General features: G+C 44.4%; 17 protein-coding genes. All 17 read left to right on the top strand.

What is annotated here, in order from left to right; translation table 11 throughout:
- Window positions 1-2 precede the first annotated feature (2 nt).
- The 17 genes from yfmF to miaB all read left to right on the top strand — a co-directional run bounded on the left by yfmF (window position 3) and on the right by miaB (window position 19113).
- Complete coding sequence (yfmF, locus tag QY97_RS01650; protein WP_039232595.1) at window positions 3-1283, top strand: EF-P 5-aminopentanol modification-associated protein YfmF; 1281 nt, start codon at window positions 3-5, stop codon at window positions 1281-1283.
- Window positions 1283-2569, top strand: coding sequence for an EF-P 5-aminopentanol modification-associated protein YfmH (gene yfmH / locus QY97_RS01645; RefSeq protein WP_039232593.1), 1287 nt, complete (start codon window positions 1283-1285; stop codon window positions 2567-2569). Before yfmF ends, yfmH begins: the two co-directional genes overlap by 1 nt.
- Before the next feature lie 83 nt (window positions 2570-2652).
- The gene (gene ymfI, locus QY97_RS01640; RefSeq protein WP_039232590.1) at window positions 2653-3375 is read left to right on the top strand and encodes an elongation factor P 5-aminopentanone reductase; all 723 of its coding nucleotides are present in this window, start codon (window positions 2653-2655) and stop codon (window positions 3373-3375) included.
- A 65-nt stretch (window positions 3376-3440) separates the two neighbouring features.
- A complete protein-coding gene (locus QY97_RS01635) occupies window positions 3441-3686 on the top strand; it encodes a DUF3243 domain-containing protein (RefSeq protein WP_039232587.1) in 246 nt (81 codons plus the stop codon).
- 135 nt (window positions 3687-3821) lie between these two features.
- Window positions 3822-4613 carry a YmfK family protein gene (locus tag QY97_RS01630; protein ID WP_039232585.1) on the top strand — a complete coding sequence of 264 codons (792 nt, stop codon included), beginning with the start codon at window positions 3822-3824 and terminating at the stop codon, window positions 4611-4613.
- 18 nt (window positions 4614-4631) lie between these two features.
- The gene (locus tag QY97_RS01625; protein ID WP_039232583.1) at window positions 4632-5528 is read left to right on the top strand and encodes a helix-turn-helix domain-containing protein; all 897 of its coding nucleotides are present in this window, start codon (window positions 4632-4634) and stop codon (window positions 5526-5528) included.
- A 63-nt stretch (window positions 5529-5591) separates the two neighbouring features.
- Complete coding sequence (gene pgsA / locus QY97_RS01620; protein ID WP_039232580.1) at window positions 5592-6170, top strand: CDP-diacylglycerol--glycerol-3-phosphate 3-phosphatidyltransferase; 579 nt, start codon at window positions 5592-5594, stop codon at window positions 6168-6170.
- Window positions 6171-6303: 133 nt separating this feature from the next.
- Window positions 6304-7548, top strand: coding sequence for a competence/damage-inducible protein A (locus QY97_RS01615; RefSeq protein ID WP_039232577.1), 1245 nt, complete (start codon window positions 6304-6306; stop codon window positions 7546-7548).
- Between the two features lie 176 nt (window positions 7549-7724).
- Entirely contained in the window at window positions 7725-9023 is a 1299-nt protein-coding gene (locus QY97_RS01610) for an O-acetylhomoserine aminocarboxypropyltransferase/cysteine synthase family protein (protein WP_039232575.1), read from the top strand.
- Window positions 9024-9317: 294 nt separating this feature from the next.
- Window positions 9318-10367, top strand: coding sequence for a recombinase RecA (recA, locus tag QY97_RS01605; protein ID WP_039232572.1), 1050 nt, complete (start codon window positions 9318-9320; stop codon window positions 10365-10367).
- Between the two features lie 252 nt (window positions 10368-10619).
- Window positions 10620-12179: a ribonuclease Y gene (gene rny / locus QY97_RS01600; RefSeq protein ID WP_039232569.1), complete on the top strand. Its 1560-nt coding sequence runs from the start codon at window positions 10620-10622 to the stop codon at window positions 12177-12179.
- A 100-nt stretch (window positions 12180-12279) separates the two neighbouring features.
- Window positions 12280-13080 carry a TIGR00282 family metallophosphoesterase gene (locus tag QY97_RS01595; protein WP_039232566.1) on the top strand — a complete coding sequence of 267 codons (801 nt, stop codon included), beginning with the start codon at window positions 12280-12282 and terminating at the stop codon, window positions 13078-13080.
- A 126-nt stretch (window positions 13081-13206) separates the two neighbouring features.
- Complete coding sequence (gene spoVS, locus QY97_RS01590; RefSeq protein WP_039232564.1) at window positions 13207-13467, top strand: stage V sporulation protein SpoVS; 261 nt, start codon at window positions 13207-13209, stop codon at window positions 13465-13467.
- A 235-nt stretch (window positions 13468-13702) separates the two neighbouring features.
- Entirely contained in the window at window positions 13703-14623 is a 921-nt protein-coding gene (locus QY97_RS01585; protein WP_039232563.1) for a dipeptidase, read from the top strand.
- Window positions 14624-14713: 90 nt separating this feature from the next.
- Entirely contained in the window at window positions 14714-16489 is a 1776-nt protein-coding gene (locus QY97_RS01580; RefSeq protein WP_039232561.1) for a 2-oxoacid:acceptor oxidoreductase subunit alpha, read from the top strand.
- Entirely contained in the window at window positions 16489-17355 is an 867-nt protein-coding gene (locus tag QY97_RS01575) for a 2-oxoacid:ferredoxin oxidoreductase subunit beta (protein WP_039232556.1), read from the top strand. The genes QY97_RS01580 and QY97_RS01575 overlap by 1 nt, the downstream gene beginning before the upstream one ends.
- A gap of 213 nt (window positions 17356-17568) precedes the next feature.
- Entirely contained in the window at window positions 17569-19113 is a 1545-nt protein-coding gene (gene miaB, locus QY97_RS01570; protein ID WP_039232552.1) for a tRNA (N6-isopentenyl adenosine(37)-C2)-methylthiotransferase MiaB, read from the top strand.
- Window position 19114: the final 1 nt, after the last annotated feature.

The raw sequence follows: 19114 nt of genomic DNA, 5'->3' as shown, positions 1-19114 counted from the left end.
CAATGGCATTAGTAAATGAAACAATTATTGATAAGAATGGATACAAGCTGCACATTGTACCAACGGATAAGTATAAAACGATCACCCTTATGTGGAAAATGAAAGCCCCGCTTAAAGAAGAAACGATAACGAAAAGAGCTTTGCTGCCTTATGTGCTTCAGGGCGGATCAGAGAAATATCCCACATCGACAGATTTACGTTCATATTTGGATGACCTATATGGGGCAAGCTTCTATGTGGACTTGGGCAAAAAAGGAAATTATCATGTCATTAATTTTACGATGGAAGTGGCCAATGAAAAATTCTTAAAAGAAAGTGAATCACTGCTTGAACGTGCATTTTCTTTTATGCACGAAGTGTTACAAAAGCCGCTCGTTGAAAATGGTTCTTTTAATCAAGATATCGTAGACGATGAAAAACGGAGCCTAAAACAGCGTATCGAATCCGTGTATGACGACAAAATGCGTTATGCGAATGCACGTCTGCTTGAAGAGATGTATAAAGACGATCCGTATTCTCTTCATGTCAATGGCCGGCTTGATGATATTGATCAGTTAAATGCATCTAATCTTTATCAATACTATGAGCAAGCATTTGCAGAAGATGAACTGGACTTATATGTAGTTGGAGATGTGCAAGCGGATCAGGTGGAGACAATGGCAGATAGCTTCCTTCAGTTTACCGCTCGAACTCCTCAACTTGCCGACGCATCCTCATCCTCTTCCCAGCCTGCTGAAGTGAAAGAAGTAAAAGAAAAACAGGATATCAAGCAGGGCAAGCTTCATATTGGCTGCCGCACCTATGTAGCTTACAAGGACGAAGATTACTTTGCTATGCAGCTGTTTAACGGTATTTTTGGCGGCTTTTCTCATTCTAAGCTGTTCACCAATGTCAGAGAGAAGGCGAGCCTGGCTTATTATGCAGCCAGCCGCTTGGAGAGCCACAAAGGCTTTTTGATGATCTTATCAGGCATTGACAGTAAAAACTATGAGCAAGCAGTTGCGATTATTCGCGAACAGCTCTCAGATATGAAGGACGGGAAAATTTCTGACAACGAGCTTGAGCAGACAAAGGCTGTGCTGCGTAACCAGCTGCTTGAAACAGTTGATACAGCGAGAGGGATTATCGAAATGCTTTATCAGAATGTGGTCGGAGGACGCGAGATTACAATCGATCAATGGCTCGAGGCCGTGGAAAGAACAACGAAAGAGGAAGTAGTTTCCGCTGCAGGCAAAGTGGAAATGGATACGATTTATTTCTTGTCGGGAACGGAGGGAGAATAATGGAGAAGATCGCATTTGACCAGCTTCAGGAGGAACTGTTTTATGAGAAGATGGATAATGGTTTAGAGGTATACGTTCTCCAGAAAAAAGGCTTTAACAAAACATATGCCACCTTTACAACGAAATACGGTTCCATCGATAACCGTTTTATTCCTCTAGGGAAAGATGACTATGTCCGTGTTCCGGATGGGATTGCTCACTTTCTAGAGCACAAGATGTTCGAGAAGGAAGATGGAGATGTGTTTCAGCACTTTAGCAAGCAAGGGGCCTCGGCGAATGCCTTTACTTCTTTTACACGGACGGCCTATTTATTTTCAAGCACGAGCCGTGTACACGAGAATTTAGAAACATTGCTTAATTTTGTGCAGGAGCCGTATTTTACAGAACAAACGGTAGAGAAAGAAAAAGGGATTATCGGACAGGAAATTCGCATGTACGACGATAATCCGGATTGGCAAGCCTATTTTGGTCTTATTCAAAATATGTATCACCATCACCCGGTTAAAATTGATATTGCAGGAACAGTGGAATCCATTGCGGATATTACGAAAGATCATTTATATGAATGCTACCGCACCTTCTATCATCCGAGCAACATGCTCTTATTCGTTGTCGGCTCCGTTGATCCTAAAGAGACGATTGAATTTGTCAGAGCGAACCAAGGAAAGAAAGATTATAAGGAGCAGCCAGAGGTGAAGCGTGCATTCGAGGAAGAACCGGAGCAGGTGAAAGAACCAAAGCAGGTACGTCAAATGAACGTACAAACAGCTAAGTGTGAAGTGGGGCTCAAGGCTGTCGATACGAATTTGCAAGGCAAAGAGCTGCAAAAACGGGAAGCTGTGATGAATGTTTTATTGGATGCGCTGTTTGGAAAGAGCTCGCCGCTTTACTACCAGCTTTACCGGGAAGGTCTGATTGATGAAACTTTTTATTATGACTTTACCCAGGAGAAAGGGTTTGGCTTCGCTATGGTCGGCGGAAATACAGCCAAACCTGAAGAGCTGGCAGAACGGGTGAAACAAATTCTGATGGAAGCTTCAGCAGGCAAGCACTTAACAGAAGAAGCATTGCAGCGGTCTGTTAAGAAGAAAATCGGATCGTTCTTGCGATCCATTAACTCGCCTGAATATATTGCAAACCAATTTACACGTTACGCCTTTAATGGGATGAACCTATTTGATGTAGTGCCGGTGTATGAGAGTGTTACGTTAACTGATGTAATGGATACAGCGAAACATATGATCTCCGAGGACCGGTTAAGCACGTTTCAAATTTTACCGAAATAACTGAAATAGGCAGCAGGAGATGTCCATCTAATTGACAGACACCTCCTGCTGCCATAAGTTTTGTAAATAGAGGAGAATACATAATGGAGAAATGGGCGCTTGTCACTGGCGCAAGCGGCGGCATTGGAGCGGAAATTGCCCGCAAGCTGGCGGCAGAAGGCTGGAACTTATATTTGCAGTACTTTAAAAACAAAGAAAAGGTAAGGCGCCTGCAAGCGGATTTAGCGGCCATGGGGGCAGAGGTCATAACCATACAAGCAGATTTAACGGAACACGGCAGCGCCGCTCTCCTGGCAGAGCAGCTGTTTGCAGTGGAGGCAGCTGTCTTTGCAGGGGGAACTGCTCATTACAGCCTGTTCCAGGACATAAAAGAGGAGGAAATTGACGAATTGTGGCAGCTGCACGTAAAGAGCCCGATGGTCATTATCCAGAAGCTTATTCCGAAGCTGAGAAGGGCGGCAGCGCCATCTGTCGTATTGGTTTCCTCGGTATGGGGACAAACAGGGGCTGCTTGTGAGGTTGCTTACTCCACTGTAAAGGGAGCTCAAATTGCTTTTGTTAAGGCACTGGCAAAAGAGCTGGCCCCCTCGGGGATTCGAATCAATGCAGTAGCCCCCGGAGCAGTAGACACACCAATGATGGGCCAGTTTTCGCCGGAGGAAAAACAAGAAATTGCAGACGACATTCCGCTTGGGCGGCTAGGCACGGCAGCTGAAATCGCTGAAGCTGTTCATTTCGTTTGCTCGTCTGCTTCTTCTTATGTTACCGGCCAGGTTCTGGGAGTAAATGGAGGCTGGTACACATAATAAATGCATAAACTCATTTTTGCGGGGCAAACTACTGTTGTAACTCAATAAAGGAGGGACTGCAGATGTCTGTACTTGACAACTGGCAAGAATGGAAAAGCTTCTTAGGAGACAAATTAAATCAAGCAACGACTGCAGGAATGAATAACGACACAATTAATAACATCGCTTATCAAGTTGGTGATTATCTTGCAGCTCAAGTAGATCCTAAAAATGAGCAGGAGCGAGTGTTAGCTGATTTGTGGTCTGTTGCTTCTGAAGAAGAGCAAAAAGCAATTGCCAGCATCATGGTAAAGCTGGTGCAGCGATAAGGTTAATTAGATTGTAAGGAGAGGGGAACTTTTCCCTCTCTTTTTTCTTTCATTCGCCGCGTAAATCATATATCATAGACTTTAGACATCAATAATAATTGGGCTTTTACGGGAAAGCCATTAGGAGCGTTTGTTATGTCTAAAAAAGAGTGGTATTTAGAGTACAGAATTACCAAAAACCGGCCGGGACTATTAGGTGATATTTCGTCCTTGTTAGGTATGCTTTCCATTAACATTGTCACTATTAACGGCGTGGATGAAGCAAGCCGCGGTCTGCTGATGCTTGCTGAAAGCGAGGATCAAATTAGAAGGCTAGAGTCCATCTTGGAGAAGATGGGCACGATCGAAATTATTAAGCTGAGAGAGCCTAAGCTGAGAGACCGGATGGCTGTGCGGCATGGCCGCTACATTCAGCGGGATGCAGACGATAAGAAGACGTTCCGTTTTGTGCGTGATGAGCTTGGACTTCTCGTTGATTTTATGGCTGAGCTATACAAGATGGAAGGCCATAAACTAATTGGTATTCGCGGGATGCCCAGAGTTGGAAAAACAGAGTCGGTTGTAGCTGCTAGTGTATGTGCAAACAAAAAGTGGCTGTTTATGTCTTCTACAATGATTAAGCAAACTGTTCGTGATCAATTAATTCGGGCAGAGTATAACCCTAACCATATCTTTATTATGGACGGGGTGGTGTCCACGAAGCGGGCCAATGAAAAGCATTGGCAGCTTGTTAGAGAGATCATGCGCCTGCCGGCCGTTAAGGTGGTAGAGCATCCGGATATCTTTGTGCAAAACAGCGAATATACGCTGGACGATTTTGATTATATTATCGAGCTTCGCAATCATCCTGATGAGGAAATTACATACGAGCCAGTTGAAAAGAATAACTTCTTTCAAGACTCAGATTTTGGTGGATTTAACTTTTAAGTATGGAAGGTGTTGTGGGTGACTGAGCTAGGAAACCGCTTAAGAGAAGCAAGAGAAGCAAAAAAGCTGTCGTTAGCTGACGTGCAGGAAATCACGAAAATACAGAAAAGATATTTAAGCGGCATTGAAGAAGGAAATTATGACATGATGCCCGGGGATTTTTACATTCGGGCATTTATTAAGCAGTATGCGGAAGCCGTAGGGCTTGATGCTGAGCAGCTGTTTGAGGAATATAAACATGAAATTCCTGCTGCAAGTGACGATGAGGTACCGCAAAGAGAGATTAATGCGGAGAAAGCGCGCACTACCGTTCCGGCGGAACCCTCCAAGCTGCTGGAGTATTTACCAAAAATATTAGTTGGGGCTTTCATTATCGGGGCTGTGTTCCTTGTATGGTTCCTTATTCCAAAGAATGAACCGAATGAGGTGGCTCAGGATGAGGAGTCAACCGTAGAAGCTCCAAATGAAGAGGTGAACAGCGGGGAGGAAGCAGTTAGCGGTACGCCGCAGGATAGCGAGAAGGCGGAGGAGGAACAAGATCCTAAACCTGCTGCTCCTCAACAAGAAAAGCCGGCAGCTAAGCCTCAGCCTGCTTTAGCTGCAGCCGGGGTAAATGGCAAAACAGCTGTATATCATTTGAAGAATGCAGACAAGTTCGAGGTATCTGTTCTATCAAAAGGGGAAACGTGGATAGGAGTAACGGATGGAAGCGGAAAGAGCCATTTTAGCGGTACGCTTACTAACGGCCAGTCTCAAACGTTTAATTTAACGGGGCAGAAGTCGGCAAAGGTGATTGTTGGATATGCGCCTGCTACAGAAGTAAGAGTAAATGGCCAGCCGGTGAAATACCAGCTTCCTGTAGACAAACAGGTGAGACAGGATATTGTTATCCAGGTTCAGCCAGCTGCACAGTAATGGAGCAGCTATTCAGCAGCCGTTTGTCAGCTGTCTGAAGATAGAATAGGTGGAGGGTCTGTTGTGAATTTACCGAATAAGATAACCATTGCAAGGATTGTAATGATCCCTTTATTTTTAGTCATCATGCTCGTTGACTTCGGGTGGGGAGATCTCTCTGTTTTAGGAGTGACGATGCCTGCATCTCACTTTTGGGGAGCTGTATTATTCATTATCGCCTCAACAACCGACTGGATTGATGGCTACTATGCAAGAAAGCTGGATTTGGTAACAAATCTAGGGAAGTTTTTAGATCCGCTCGCTGATAAATTGCTTGTATCAGCTGCGTTGATTGTACTAGTAGAATTTAATTTGGCTCCGTCATGGATTGTTATCCTAATCATCAGCCGGGAATTTGCAGTAACCGGTTTACGCTTGATTTTGGCAGGGCAGGGGGAAGTAGTCGCTGCGAACATGCTTGGCAAGATTAAAACATGGACACAAATTATTGCGATTGCAGCACTGCTTCTTCACAATGCGCCATTTGAAAACATTGGTTTTCCATTCGCAGATATTGCTTTATGGGTGGCTGCTTTTTTCACTGTTTGGTCAGGATGGGATTATTTCTATCTAAACCGCGGAGTTTTTAAACATTCCAAATAAGAGACTGTTTCAGCAGCAAGAGCCGAGTCTTTACAAGCGCCGCATAATGGCACGAGAAAAAAGATGCAAAGGCGCGCTGCTGGAACGGTCTTTTTTATATTAATGTTGAAAGCAGAAGGGATGAGTAAACTGAATGAATGCAGAAATTATTGCTGTAGGCTCTGAACTATTATTAGGACAAATTACAAATACAAACGCTAAATTTCTTTCACAGCAGCTGGCGGAAATCGGTATTAATGTGTACTATCATACAGTTGTCGGCGATAATAAGGAACGCCTGATTCATGCAATTAGAGAAGCAGAGAGCCGGGCTGACCTGCTTATCTTCACTGGCGGGCTTGGCCCAACAAAGGATGACTTAACGAAGGAGACGATCAGCACTCACATCGGCCGTCCGCTCGTATATGATCAAGCGGCTTTAGAGAGCATCGAAAATTATTTTGCAAAGACCAGGATTACCATGACGCCAAACAACAGAAAGCAAGCGCTTGTGATGGAAAAGAGCGTCGTGCTGCCAAACGATTACGGTATGGCACCAGGGATGCTGGTGAAAAAGAATAAGCATGCGTATATTCTTTTGCCAGGCCCGCCCCGGGAAATGCAGCCGATGTTTACCTCTTATGCAAGGCCTGAGCTGTTGAATATACTTGAAAAAGTAGAGAAGATTGAATCTCGGGTACTGCGATTCTTCGGAATTGGCGAATCAACCTTGGAAACGGAATTAGAAGACCTGCTGATTGCGCAGCAAAACCCTACTCTTGCTCCGCTTGCAGGAGATGGGGAAGTCACTTTGAGAATTACGGCTAAGCATGAGTCAGAGGCAGCGGCTCTGCAAATGATCCAGCAGGCAGAGGAGGAAGTGCTGCGTCGGGTAGGGGAGTATTTCTATGGTTATAACGATACGACTCTTGCCCGTGAATTGGCTGTTCATTTGAAAAAGCATAATTCCAGTATTGCCGCAGCTGAAAGCTTAACAGGCGGATTGTTCCAAAGTGAATTAACGGATGTTCCGGGAGCGAGTTCTTTCTTTAGCGGCGGGATTGTTTGTTATTCCAACGAAGCAAAAAAAGAACTAGTAAAAGTAAAAGAGGAAACGCTAGCCAGATACGGGGCGGTCAGTGCGGAATGCGCAGCTGAGCTGGCAGAAAACGTGCGTCGGTTACTAGGTGCGGAGTTTGGTATAAGCTTTACGGGAGCGGCGGGTCCAGAGCCCCTAGAAGGCCATCCTCCCGGTACTGTCTGGATTGGATTGTCTCGCAAAGGAAAAGAAACGGAAACCTTTAAATTAAGCTTGAGCGGGAGTCGGGCCGGTGTCCGAAAGAGGGCAGTTAAGTATGGCTGTCATTACTTATTAGCTGAGCTCTCTCAAAAAACATAAAGCCAGGCTATTCTTAGCCAGGCAAGCTTTCAAATAGATTGACTATTCTGTCTAAAAGGTTATATAGTTAGGTGAGGGAACATGGTAGACAGCGAGAAAGGAAATCTTCTTCTTAGAAAACAAGAAGAAGGTTTTTTTGTAAGTATTCTACATATCAAGTGAATGGAGGAAGAAATATGACAAAGGAATCTTGGGATCAAGAGACAATTTTGCTTCATGGCGGCCAGGTGCCTGATCCAGTGACTGGTGCCCGGGCAGTGCCGATTTATGAGTCAACTTCTTATGTGTTTGAAGATGCAGATCATGCGAGAGACTTATTTGCTTTGCAAAAGCCTGGTAATATTTATACACGTATTACTAATCCGACAGTTGACGTATTTGAAAAAAGAGTAGCTATGCTTGAGGAAGGAGCTGCTGCAGTAGCCCTTTCTTCCGGGATGGCAGCCATTGCTTTTTCGATTTTAAATGTAGCTCATGCAGGAGATGAAATTGTAGCGGCAGCTAATTTGTATGGGGGAACGTATAACCTATTTGCCAACACGCTTCCGAAGTACGGAATAGAAGTGAAGTTCGTTGATTCAACAGACCCTGAGAATTTCCGCCAAGCGATTACTCCAAAAACGAAGGCGCTTTTTGGTGAGATCATCGGCAACCCGTCATTGAACGTATTGGATGTTGAGAAGGTTGCGAGCATTGCACATGAGAATGATATTCCCCTTATTATTGATAACACATTCGCTTCTCCTTATGGGGCCAAGCCGTTAAAGTGGGGGGCAGATATTGTGGTTCATTCCGCAACGAAGTGGATCAGCGGCCACGGTACCGTGATTGGAGGAGTCGTAGTCGATGGCGGTACATTCAATTGGAACAGCGATAAGTTTCCAGGATTTACAGAACCCGATGAGTCCTATGGCGGATTAAAGTTTGCTGATTTAGAAGGTCCGGCGTTCGCGGTTAAGCTGCGTGTCCAGCTCTTAAGGGACTTTGGTCCGGCTTTAAGCGCAAACAGCGCCTTTTTGCTGCTGCAAGGCTTGGAAACTCTGCACCTTCGCATCCAGCGCCACCATGAGAATACGCTGGCCATTGTAGACTTCTTAAAGGAGCACCCCGGCGTAGAGTGGGTGTCTCATCCGAGCCTGGAGGACCATCCATCACATGAATTAGCCAAGAAGTATTTAAACAATACGTTCGGTTCGATTGTTATTTTCGGTATCAAAGGCGGACGGGATGCTGGAAGGAAAGTAATTGACCATATCAGTTTATGGTCACATGTAGCGAATGTGGGAGACGGAAAATCACTAATTATCCACCCGGCTTCTACCACCCATCAGCAGCTGAGCATCGAAGATTTGGCCAAGTCGGGCACGACAGAAGAAATGATCCGGCTGTCGATTGGACTGGAATCGCCGAAAGATTTAATCGCTGATTTAGAACAAGCTATTGAAAAGGCTACAGGTGTTGCCTCCTACAAATAAAAACTCTCTTAAGCGTGCCTCTGTCCTCCCTGACAGGGGCACGTTCTATGCGTAAAATTACCACCATTTCGGCGTATGTGGTAAAATAAAGAGGCAGTGTTCTTCTATATTTTATTGAATTTCTTCATCTTTTTCTTCAGTCTCGTCCCTCTATTTTTTGGAATAAAAAACCGAATAAATGTTCGATTTTTGCTTGAAATTTCACCGCTGAAAAGGTATAGTTAATATAGGTTTTGAAACAGTATATTCACGTGTGTTTAATTTATAGATTGCTAATTTCGAGGAGGAATTTTAGTGAACGATCGTCAAGCAGCGTTAGATATGGCCTTGAAACAAATTGAGAAACAGTTTGGTAAAGGCTCTATTATGAAACTAGGAGAGCAAACAGAGAGAAAGATTTCTACAAGCCCAAGCGGCTCGCTCGCGCTTGATGCAGCTCTTGGAGTAGGCGGATATCCGCGCGGACGTATTATTGAGATTTATGGCCCAGAAAGCTCTGGTAAGACAACAGTCGCTCTGCATGCCATTGCAGAGGTGCAAGCAAATGGAGGACAAGCAGCATTCATTGATGCCGAACACGCTCTGGATCCGGATTATGCTCAGAAGCTTGGCGTTAACATTGATGAATTATTACTTTCCCAGCCAGATACTGGAGAGCAGGCACTTGAGATTGCGGAAGCTCTTGTACGGAGCGGAGCGATAGACATTCTTGTTATTGACTCTGTCGCAGCCCTCGTGCCAAAAGCAGAAATTGAAGGAGAAATGGGCGATGCCCATGTAGGTCTTCAAGCCCGTTTGATGTCACAGGCTCTTCGTAAATTATCGGGTGCCGTTAATAAATCAAAAACAATTGCTATTTTCATTAACCAGATTCGTGAGAAAGTCGGAATTATGTTCGGTAACCCTGAAGTAACTCCAGGTGGACGTGCGCTTAAATTCTACAGCTCTGTCCGTCTTGAGGTCCGCCGTGCGGAAACTTTAAAGCAGGGCAATGAAATGGTAGGTAATAAGACAAAAATTAAAGTTGTTAAGAATAAGGTGGCTCCTCCATTCCGCGTAGCTGAAGTGGACATCATGTATGGGGAAGGTATTTCCAAAGAGGGTGAACTCATTGATATGGGTGCTGAAGCTGATATCGTGCAAAAAAGCGGTGCCTGGTATGCTTACAATGAGGAGCGCCTCGGTCAAGGGCGTGAGAACGCTAAGCAGTTCTTGAAAGAAAACCCTGAAATTCGCCATGAGATTATGACGAAGCTCCGCCAACACCATGGCTTAGATGCTGAGGTGGCAGAACCAGCGGAAGAAGAATCACTCCCGGAGGAATTCAACCTACTGGATGAGTAAAACAGGAAAGCAATGTCGAAAGGCATTGCTTTTTCTTATAGTCTTTTATTATTTCAGTTAAGAGATAAGGAAATACAATGCGAGCAATGAAACTCTTGACAACAAAAATTCACAACTATAAAATTGAGATGTGTATTTACATTTTTTCTCTTAACAACAGAAGTTAGCAGCTGAATATTGAAATGTTAACACAATGTATCAGCCGACATGTTTAAAGCATGGCAAAAGTTCATAGCAAGAGGAGGTGAAAGAATGGACGCCATTACAATCATCTCCATTTTGCTTGGCCTAATCGTCGGTGTCGTTGTTGGCTATTTTGTTCGAAAATCCATTGCCGAATCAAAGATTGCCGGTGCTAAAAGCGCTGCTGAACAAATCATTGATGACGCAAAACGCGAAGCAGAATCTTCGAAGAAAGAAGCTCTGCTTGAAGCAAAGGATGAAATTCACAAGCTTCGTACAGATACCGAATCAGAACTTCGTGAACGAAGAAACGAATTGCAAAGACAAGAAAATCGTTTGTTACAAAAAGAAGAGAACCTCGATCGGAAAGATGAATCTCTAGAAAAGCGTGAAGAGCAGCTAGAGAGAAGAGAGGAAGCTCTTAATGAAAGACAACAACATATTGAAGAGATGGACAGCAAAGTGGAAGAGATGATCAAAACACAGCAAGAGGAACTAGAGCGAATCGCTAGTCTGACTCGGGATGAAGCCCGCTCAATTATTTTAGAGCGTGTGGAACAAGAGCTTGCTCATGATATCGCTATCATGACGAAAGAGCAGGAAAACCGAGCAAAGGAAGAAGCAGATAAGAGAGCTAAGTCAATTCTTTCTCTTGCCATCCAGCGCTGTGCGGCCGATCACGTAGCAGAAACAACGGTTTCCGTTGTCACTTTGCCAAATGATGAAATGAAGGGCCGTATTATTGGACGGGAAGGAAGAAACATTCGCACCCTTGAAACATTAACGGGTATCGATCTTATTATTGACGATACACCGGAAGCGGTCATTCTTTCCGGATTTGATCCAATTCGAAGAGAAACAGCAAGAATTGCACTTGAGAAGCTTGTACACGATGGCCGTATCCATCCAGCTCGCATTGAAGAGATGGTGGATAAGGCGCGCAGAGAAGTGGACGAGCATATCCGGGAGGTCGGTGAGCAAACGACCTTCGAGGTTGGGGTGCATGGTATGCATCCGGATCTCATCAAGATCTTAGGTCGTCTGAAATATCGTACAAGCTACGGGCAAAATGTATTGAAGCATTCTATGGAAGTCGCTTACCTAACAGGTTTGCTAGCCGCCGAGCTTGGTGAGGATGAAACACTTGCCCGCCGTGCTGGATTGCTTCATGATATTGGTAAAGCTGTCGACCATGAAGTAGAAGGAAGCCACGTGGAGATAGGGGTAGAGCTTGCAACGAAATATAAAGAGCACCCTGTCGTCATTAACAGTATTGCTTCTCATCATGGTGACACGGAACCAACTTCAACAATTGCTGTACTCGTTGCTGCAGCTGATGCTCTTTCAGCTGCAAGACCGGGAGCCCGCAGTGAAACGTTGGAGAATTATATTCGCCGTTTAGAAAAGCTTGAGGAAATTTCTGAGTCATATGATGGCGTAGAAAAATCATTTGCTATTCAGGCTGGACGCGAAATTCGCATCATTGTGAAACCGGAGCAAGTGGATGATCTCCAAGCACACCGCTTGGCACGTGACATCCGCAAGCGGATCGAAGGAGAGCTCGATTATCCGGGTCATATTAAAGTAACCGTAATAAGAGAGACACGTGCGGTAGAATATGCAAAATAAGAAATGGGCGGTGTGAGAAATCACACCGCTTTGTTTTTTTATATGCCGTACATGGCCAGCTCCTCTCTGAATTAAGAAGCGGAAGAAGAAAGGAACGCATATGAAGATATTATTTATCGGTGATGTTGTAGGTTCTTTAGGACGCGATATGATTAGTGAATACGTACCTATGTTAAAAAAGAAATACTCCCCTGATTGGACAATTGTAAACGGAGAAAATGCAGCTGCGGGACGGGGAATAACGGAAAAAATTTATCGTAAATTTTTGGCGGACGGAGCCGATGCTGTTACTCTTGGCAACCACGCATGGGACAACAAGGAAGTCTTTGACTTTATCGATCATGCTAGAGAAATAGTACGTCCGGCTAATTTTCCAGAAGGCGCTCCCGGCACGGGTTTAATTTTTGTGAAAAAAGCAGGGACAGAAGTGGCTATTATTAACTTGCAGGGACGCACGTTTATGCCGGCTCTGGATTGCCCTTTCAAAAAGGCGGAGGAGCTGGTAGCCAAAGCGCGGGAACGGACCCCGGTCATATTTGTTGATTTCCATGCTGAGGCGACCAGCGAAAAACAAGCGCTTGGGTGGTTTCTGGATGGAAAAGTGTCAGCCATTGTCGGTACACACACACATGTTCAAACAGCGGATAACCGTGTGTTGCCGAAAGGGACGGCTTACTTATCGGATGTTGGGATGACTGGCCCTTACGATGCCATTCTTGGTATGGAGAAAGAGGCGGTAATGAAGAAGTTTATTACGAGCCTGCCTGTAAGGTTCGAGGTACCAAAGAGCGGCCGTACACAGTTGAGTGCCTGTCTGATTGATGTAGATAAGAAAACAGGGCGGGCGAAAGCCATCGACCGCATTTTAATAAATGACGATTTTCCTTTTCTTGCTGAATAAAAGTCTTTGTTCCATCAGACAAGTAATACAAGCCTCCTTCGCCGAATATAGTAACAATGGAAGGATAATGACCTACAATGTTCACTTACATGAACGGCGGTATGGTTAACAAAAGGAGGGCAAGAAATGGAGATATTAAAAGTTTCGGCAAAATCTAATCCTAATTCTGTAGCTGGTGCACTTGCCGGTGTTCTTAGAGAAAGAGGAGCGGCTGAAATTCAGGCAATTGGAGCGGGCGCATTGAATCAAGCAGTGAAAGCAGTTGCGATTGCCCGCGGATTTGTTGCTCCAAGTGGAGTGGATTTGATTTGTATCCCGGCTTTTACAGATATCGTCATTGATGGAGAAGAACGCACAGCGATTAAATTGATTGTTGAGCCCCGCTAATCTTTTGGAGTAAAGGATAACAAGAAACCGGTTCATCCGTGTAAATGTGTTTTTTCGTTTACACGGGTGAATTCATATCAACCATGTGTAAAATCAATGCCGAAAAGTGATTAATAGAAGAAATCTTATTTAATTTTTCGAAAAATTCTTGATTTCGTGGAAAAATAACGATATATTCTATTTATCATTCCGATTTACTTCATTGGTTTTGCGCGTTTGGAGGAGAGAAAAGGAAATGATCTTCGATGCCCATTGCGACGTATTGTATCAATTGCAGCAAGATCGTCATAAAACATTTGAGGATCCGTCGTTGCATGTTACATATACCCGTTTAAAGCAGGCAAACGCGAAAATTCAGTGTTTTGCTATTTTTTTATCGCCTTCTACAAAGCCGCATGATCGATTTAGAGCTGCCTTAGAGCAAGTTGAATTATTCTATGAGAAAATCATTCGTCCTTACCCCGATATGAAAGCTGTTACATCTAGAGAGGAAATGAATGATCTGAAAGAAGGAGAAATTGGAGCGGTCCTTACTTTAGAGGGCTGCGAAGCAATTGAGGAAGATCCTTTGAAGCTGACGACTTTGCTCCGTCTAGGTGTAAAGTCTATCGGTTTAACTTGGAATAATTCAAACGCGCTGGCAGATGGTGTAATGACAAAGCGGGGCGGTGGCTTGACGGAATTTGGAAATGAGGTGGTACAGTTATTAAACAAGTGGAATGTATGGACTGATGTATCCCATCTGTCAGAGAAGGCTTTCTGGGATGTGATAGCGCTAGCTGATGCGCCTATTGCCAGTCATTCAAACAGTTACCGCCTTTGTGCTCATCCGCGTAATTTAAAGGATGATCAAATTCGTGCATTAATCCAAAAAGACAGCGTGATTGGCTTGTCTTTCGTTCCTTTTTTTGTCAAGGAAGAGGGAACGGCCACGATGACAGATTTACTGCGCCATGTTGATCATATTTGTGGACTGGGAGGAGAGGATCACATCGGATTCGGTTCCGACTTCGATGGTATAGAGGAGACGATTGATGGCCTTAGCTCATATGAACTCTATACAGCTTGGGCAGAAGAGCTTGCTAAGCATTTTTCGGCCCGGCAAGTAGAGAAATTCTTATGGGGAAACTTTTCTCGGAGGTTTCCTGCACCATAAAATATCTTATAGTGCTTGATAATTAAACGTGATAAACTAAAAGAGTAACAGCTTTGAAGAGTTGAACGGACTAAAGGAGTTGGATAAACAATGGTTAATCAGCTTTCATGGAAAGTTGGAGGACAGCAGGGTGAAGGAATTGAAAGCACAGGGGAAATTTTTTCAATTGCTTTAAACCGATTAGGGTATTATTTATATGGCTATCGCCATTTCTCCTCCCGTATTAAGGGAGGACATACAAATAACAAAATTCGTGTAAGCACAACACCTGTACGTACGATTGCAGATGATTTAGATATTCTTGTGGCTTTTGACCAGGAGACGATCGACCTAAATTGTGGAGAGCTTCACGAAAATGGAATCATTATTGCCGATGCGAAATTCAAGCCTGTAAAGCCTGATCATGTGCAGGCGGATTTCTACGTAGTTCCATTCACAGAAATTGCTTCTGAACTAGGGACTTCCTTAATGAAAAACATGGTAGCTGTAGGCGCATCTTGTGCAGTTATCAATGTCGAAGTGGCAGCGTTTACCGGAGTGGTTGAAGAAATATTCGGCCGCAAAGGGGAAGCGGTAGTTCAAAAGAATATGGAGGCCATTCAGCAAGGCTATGACTATATGCTTAGTCAGCTTGGGGACAAAGTCAGCCCGCTTCAACTGGATGAGGCGGATGGCCGCCAGCGCATGTTTATGATCGGTAACGATGCGATTGCACTTGGAGCGCTGACTGGCGGAGTTCGCTTAATGGCGGCTTATCCAATTACTCCTGCATCAGAAATTATGGAGTATTTAATTGAGAAACTTCCAAAAGTAGGCGGAACCGTTATTCAGACAGAGGATGAGATTGCTGCGGCTACAATGGCCATTGGAGCAAACTACGGAGGTATTCGTTCATTCACTGCCTCTGCAGGCCCAGGCCTCTCTCTAATGATGGAAGCGATCGGGCTTTCCGGAATGACAGAAACACCGCTCGTGGTGGTGGATACTCAGCGGGGCGGTCCTTCTACAGGCCTTCCGACAAAGCAGGAGCAGTCAGACTTGATGGCGATGATTTACGGAACACACGGAGAAATTCCGAAAATTGTCTTAGCGCCAAGCACAGTAGAGGAAGCATTCTATGATACGATAGAAGCATTTAACCTTGCAGAGGAATATCAATGCCCGGTTATCCTTCTATCAGACTTGCAGCTTTCTCTAGGCAAGCAAACCGTCGAGCCGCTTGACTTTAGCCAAGTAGAGATTCGCCGGGGCAAGCTGGTACAAGAAGAACTGCCGGAAAGAGAAGATAAATCTTACTTTAAGCGCTACGAGGTAACAGAGGATGGCATTTCTCCTCGTGTTATTCCGGGCATGAAGAATGGCGTCCATCATGTAACAGGCGTAGAGCATGATGAGACTGGAAAACCTTCTGAGTCTCCAGCTAACCGTCAGGCGCAAATGGACAAGCGGATGCGCAAGCTAGATCGTCTTCAGTTGAACATGCCTGTTTATACGAATGCAAAGCATGAAGAGGCGGACCTGTTACTAGTAGGATTTGGATCTACTCGCGGAGCAATCGAAGAAGCTGTTGAACGTTTGGAGAAGGACGGAGTAAAAGTAAATCATGCGCATGTCCGTTTGGTTCATCCATTCCCGGCAGAGGAGCTGCTTCCGCTAGTTGAATCTGCGAAGAATATTGCAATCGTTGAAAATAACGCGACTGGCCAGCTTGCGAACATCGTTAAGATGAACGTTGGTCACGCTCATAAAATTAAGAGCCTCCTAAAATATGACGGCAATCCATTCCAGCCTCATCATATTCATGAAGGCAGCAAAGAATTATTCGAACTGTATTATTCACTTCCAAGCGGCAAGGAGAGTTTGTAATGGTCACATTTAAAGATTTTCGTAACGATGTCAAACCAAACTGGTGTCCGGGGTGCGGCGACTTCTCTGTTCAGGCTGCCATTCAGCGTGCAGTAGCGAACCTTGACTTAACGCCAGAACAGCTGGCTGTCATTTCGGGAATCGGCTGTTCCGGACGTATTTCAGGCTATATCCGTTCTTATGGTCTCCATAGTATTCACGGACGTTCTTTACCAATCGCTCAAGGTGTTAAAATGGCTAATAAGGACCTTACTGTGATTGCTTCTGGTGGTGATGGTGATGGGTTTGCGATCGGTATGGGACACACTGTTCATGCCATGCGCCGTAACATGGACATTACTTATATCATCATGGATAACCAGATTTATGGGTTAACAAAAGGACAAACATCCCCTCGTTCAGCGCAGGGCTTTGTAACGAAGTCTACACCAAAAGGAGCGATCGAAGGATCTGTCTCTCCGATGGAGCTGGCAATTACGAGCGGTGCTTCTTTCGTAGCTCAAAGCTTTTCAACAGATTTAAAGGATTTAACAGCGATCATTGAAGCTGGTATTCAGCATAAAGGTTTCTCTGTTATCAATGTATTCAGCCCGTGTGTAACTTATAACAAGGTTAATACGTACGATTGGTTTAAAGAGAATTTAACTAAGCTTTCCACAATTGAAGATTATGATCCAACTAACCGAGAGCAGGCAATGAACACGCTTATGCAGCATAATGGTCTTGTAACCGGTATTGTATATCAGGATAAAGATCGTCCGTCCTACCAGGATTTAATCCATGGCTATGCGGAAGAGCCGTTAGCTTCTCAGGACCTTCAATTTAATGAAGACACATTTAACGAGCTAGTAAAAGAATTTATGTAAGCAGACGAAAACCCGCTTTTGCGGGTTTTTGTTTTGTTCGCAGGCAATCTATTGTTTAATCAAATAGAAACCTTTATACTAAAGTAATGTGTACAATGGCAGGAAAAGATGCATGCAGAGCCTTGATAAAAGAGGGCCGTTGTACAAGGGTCTGATCAGGCTTTGCTGATGATCTTTCATATAGGATGTACAACGAGAGAAAGGAGTTTATTTATGAACGAAGAACAACGCCTGCAAGGCCAGCAAACAACTGAGAAAAATCCAACGGACAAAAAATCCGAAAAGGATTACAGCAAGTATTTTGAAACAGTATTTGTCCCTCCTTCCCTAAAAGATGCGAAAAAGCGCGGGAAGGAAGAAGTGAAATACCATAACGACTTTAAAATTGATGAAAAGTTCCGTGGCATGGGGAATGGCCGAAAGTTCTATATTCGAACGTACGGCTGTCAAATGAACGAGCATGATACGGAAGTGATGGCCGGCATTTTTATGGCTCTCGGATACGAAGCGACAGAGAATGTAGAAGAGGCGAACGTGGTTCTGCTTAATACATGTGCAATCCGTGAGAATGCGGAGAATAAAGTATTCGGCGAACTTGGTCATTTGAAGCGCTATAAGCAAGAGAACCCTGATCTTCTCTTAGGAGTGTGCGGATGTATGTCTCAAGAGGAGTCGGTAGTAAACAAAATTCTTAAGACATATAACCATGTAGACATGATCTTTGGCACGCATAATATTCACCGCCTTCCTGAGCTGCTGCAAGAAGCGTATATGTCAAAGGAAATGGTTGTAGAAGTGTGGTCTAAAGAAGGTGATGTATTAGAGAACCTTCCGAAGGTGCGCCGCGGAAATATCAAGGCATGGGTAAATATCATGTACGGCTGTGATAAATTCTGTACGTACTGCATCGTTCCATATACACGCGGGAAAGAGCGGAGCCGCCGCCCGGAAGAAATTATTCAAGAGGTGCGTCATTTAGCGGCACAGGGCTATCAGGAGATTACGCTGTTAGGCCAAAACGTTAATGCTTACGGCAAAGACTTTGAGGACATGAAATACGGTCTGGGCGATTTAATGGATGAAATCCGAAAAATCAACATTCCGCGTGTTCGCTTCACAACAAGCCATCCGCGTGACTTCGACGATCGTCTAATCGAGGTACTCGCGAAGAGAGGCAACTTAATGGATCATATCCATTTACCAGTTCAGTCCGGGTCAACAGATGTATTGAAGATCATGGCGCGTAAATATACTCGTGAACAGTACTTGGAGCTGGTACGCAAGATTAAAGCAGCGATCCCTGATGTGGCTTTAACAACCGATATTATTGTGGGCTATCCGAATGAAACGGAAGAGCAATTCGAAGAGACGCTTTCTTTATATCGTGAAGTTGGTTTTGAAGCTGCCTATACATTTATTTATTCCCCTCGTGAAGGCACACCGGCCGCAAAAATGAAAGATAACGTGCCGATGGAAGTGAAGAAAGATCGTCTTCAGCGCTTGAATGCAGTGGTTAATGAGCTTTCAGCTGAAGCAATGGCTAAGTATAAAGGACAAGTAGTACCAGTGCTTGTAGAGGGAGAAAGCAAAAACAACCCTGACATTCTGGCAGGCTACACAAATAAGAACAAGCTTGTGAACTTCAAAGGACCTAAAACAGCGATTGGTAAAATCGTCAATGTGAAAATCACAGAAGCGAAAACATGGTCGTTAAACGGGGAAATGGTAGAAGAACATGAGCTGGCTGAGGTGAAGTGAG

Source organism: Bacillus thermotolerans, from assembly GCF_000812025.2.
Lineage (GTDB): Bacteria > Bacillota > Bacilli > Bacillales > Domibacillaceae > Quasibacillus > Quasibacillus thermotolerans.
Note: the sequence above shows the minus strand (reverse complement) of the source record. Positions and strands in the feature narration are given on the sequence as shown.

Bases quoted from the DNA above. Each gene is read 5' to 3' on its own strand.
- yfmF (WP_039232595.1), top strand. From the start codon at position 3: ATGGCATTAGTAAATGAAACAATTATTGATAAGAATGGATACAAGCTG.
- yfmH (WP_039232593.1), top strand. From the start codon at position 1,283: ATGGAGAAGATCGCATTTGACCAGCTTCAGGAGGAACTGTTTTATGAG.
- ymfI (WP_039232590.1), top strand. From the start codon at position 2,653: ATGGAGAAATGGGCGCTTGTCACTGGCGCAAGCGGCGGCATTGGAGCG.
- QY97_RS01635 (WP_039232587.1), top strand. From the start codon at position 3,441: ATGTCTGTACTTGACAACTGGCAAGAATGGAAAAGCTTCTTAGGAGAC.
- QY97_RS01630 (WP_039232585.1), top strand. From the start codon at position 3,822: ATGTCTAAAAAAGAGTGGTATTTAGAGTACAGAATTACCAAAAACCGG.
- QY97_RS01615 (WP_039232577.1), top strand. From the start codon at position 6,304: ATGAATGCAGAAATTATTGCTGTAGGCTCTGAACTATTATTAGGACAA.
- QY97_RS01610 (WP_039232575.1), top strand. From the start codon at position 7,725: ATGACAAAGGAATCTTGGGATCAAGAGACAATTTTGCTTCATGGCGGC.
- rny (WP_039232569.1), top strand. From the start codon at position 10,620: ATGGACGCCATTACAATCATCTCCATTTTGCTTGGCCTAATCGTCGGT.
- QY97_RS01595 (WP_039232566.1), top strand. From the start codon at position 12,280: ATGAAGATATTATTTATCGGTGATGTTGTAGGTTCTTTAGGACGCGAT.
- spoVS (WP_039232564.1), top strand. From the start codon at position 13,207: ATGGAGATATTAAAAGTTTCGGCAAAATCTAATCCTAATTCTGTAGCT.
- QY97_RS01585 (WP_039232563.1), top strand. From the start codon at position 13,703: ATGATCTTCGATGCCCATTGCGACGTATTGTATCAATTGCAGCAAGAT.
- QY97_RS01580 (WP_039232561.1), top strand. From the start codon at position 14,714: ATGGTTAATCAGCTTTCATGGAAAGTTGGAGGACAGCAGGGTGAAGGA.
- QY97_RS01575 (WP_039232556.1), top strand. From the start codon at position 16,489: ATGGTCACATTTAAAGATTTTCGTAACGATGTCAAACCAAACTGGTGT.
- miaB (WP_039232552.1), top strand. From the start codon at position 17,569: ATGAACGAAGAACAACGCCTGCAAGGCCAGCAAACAACTGAGAAAAAT.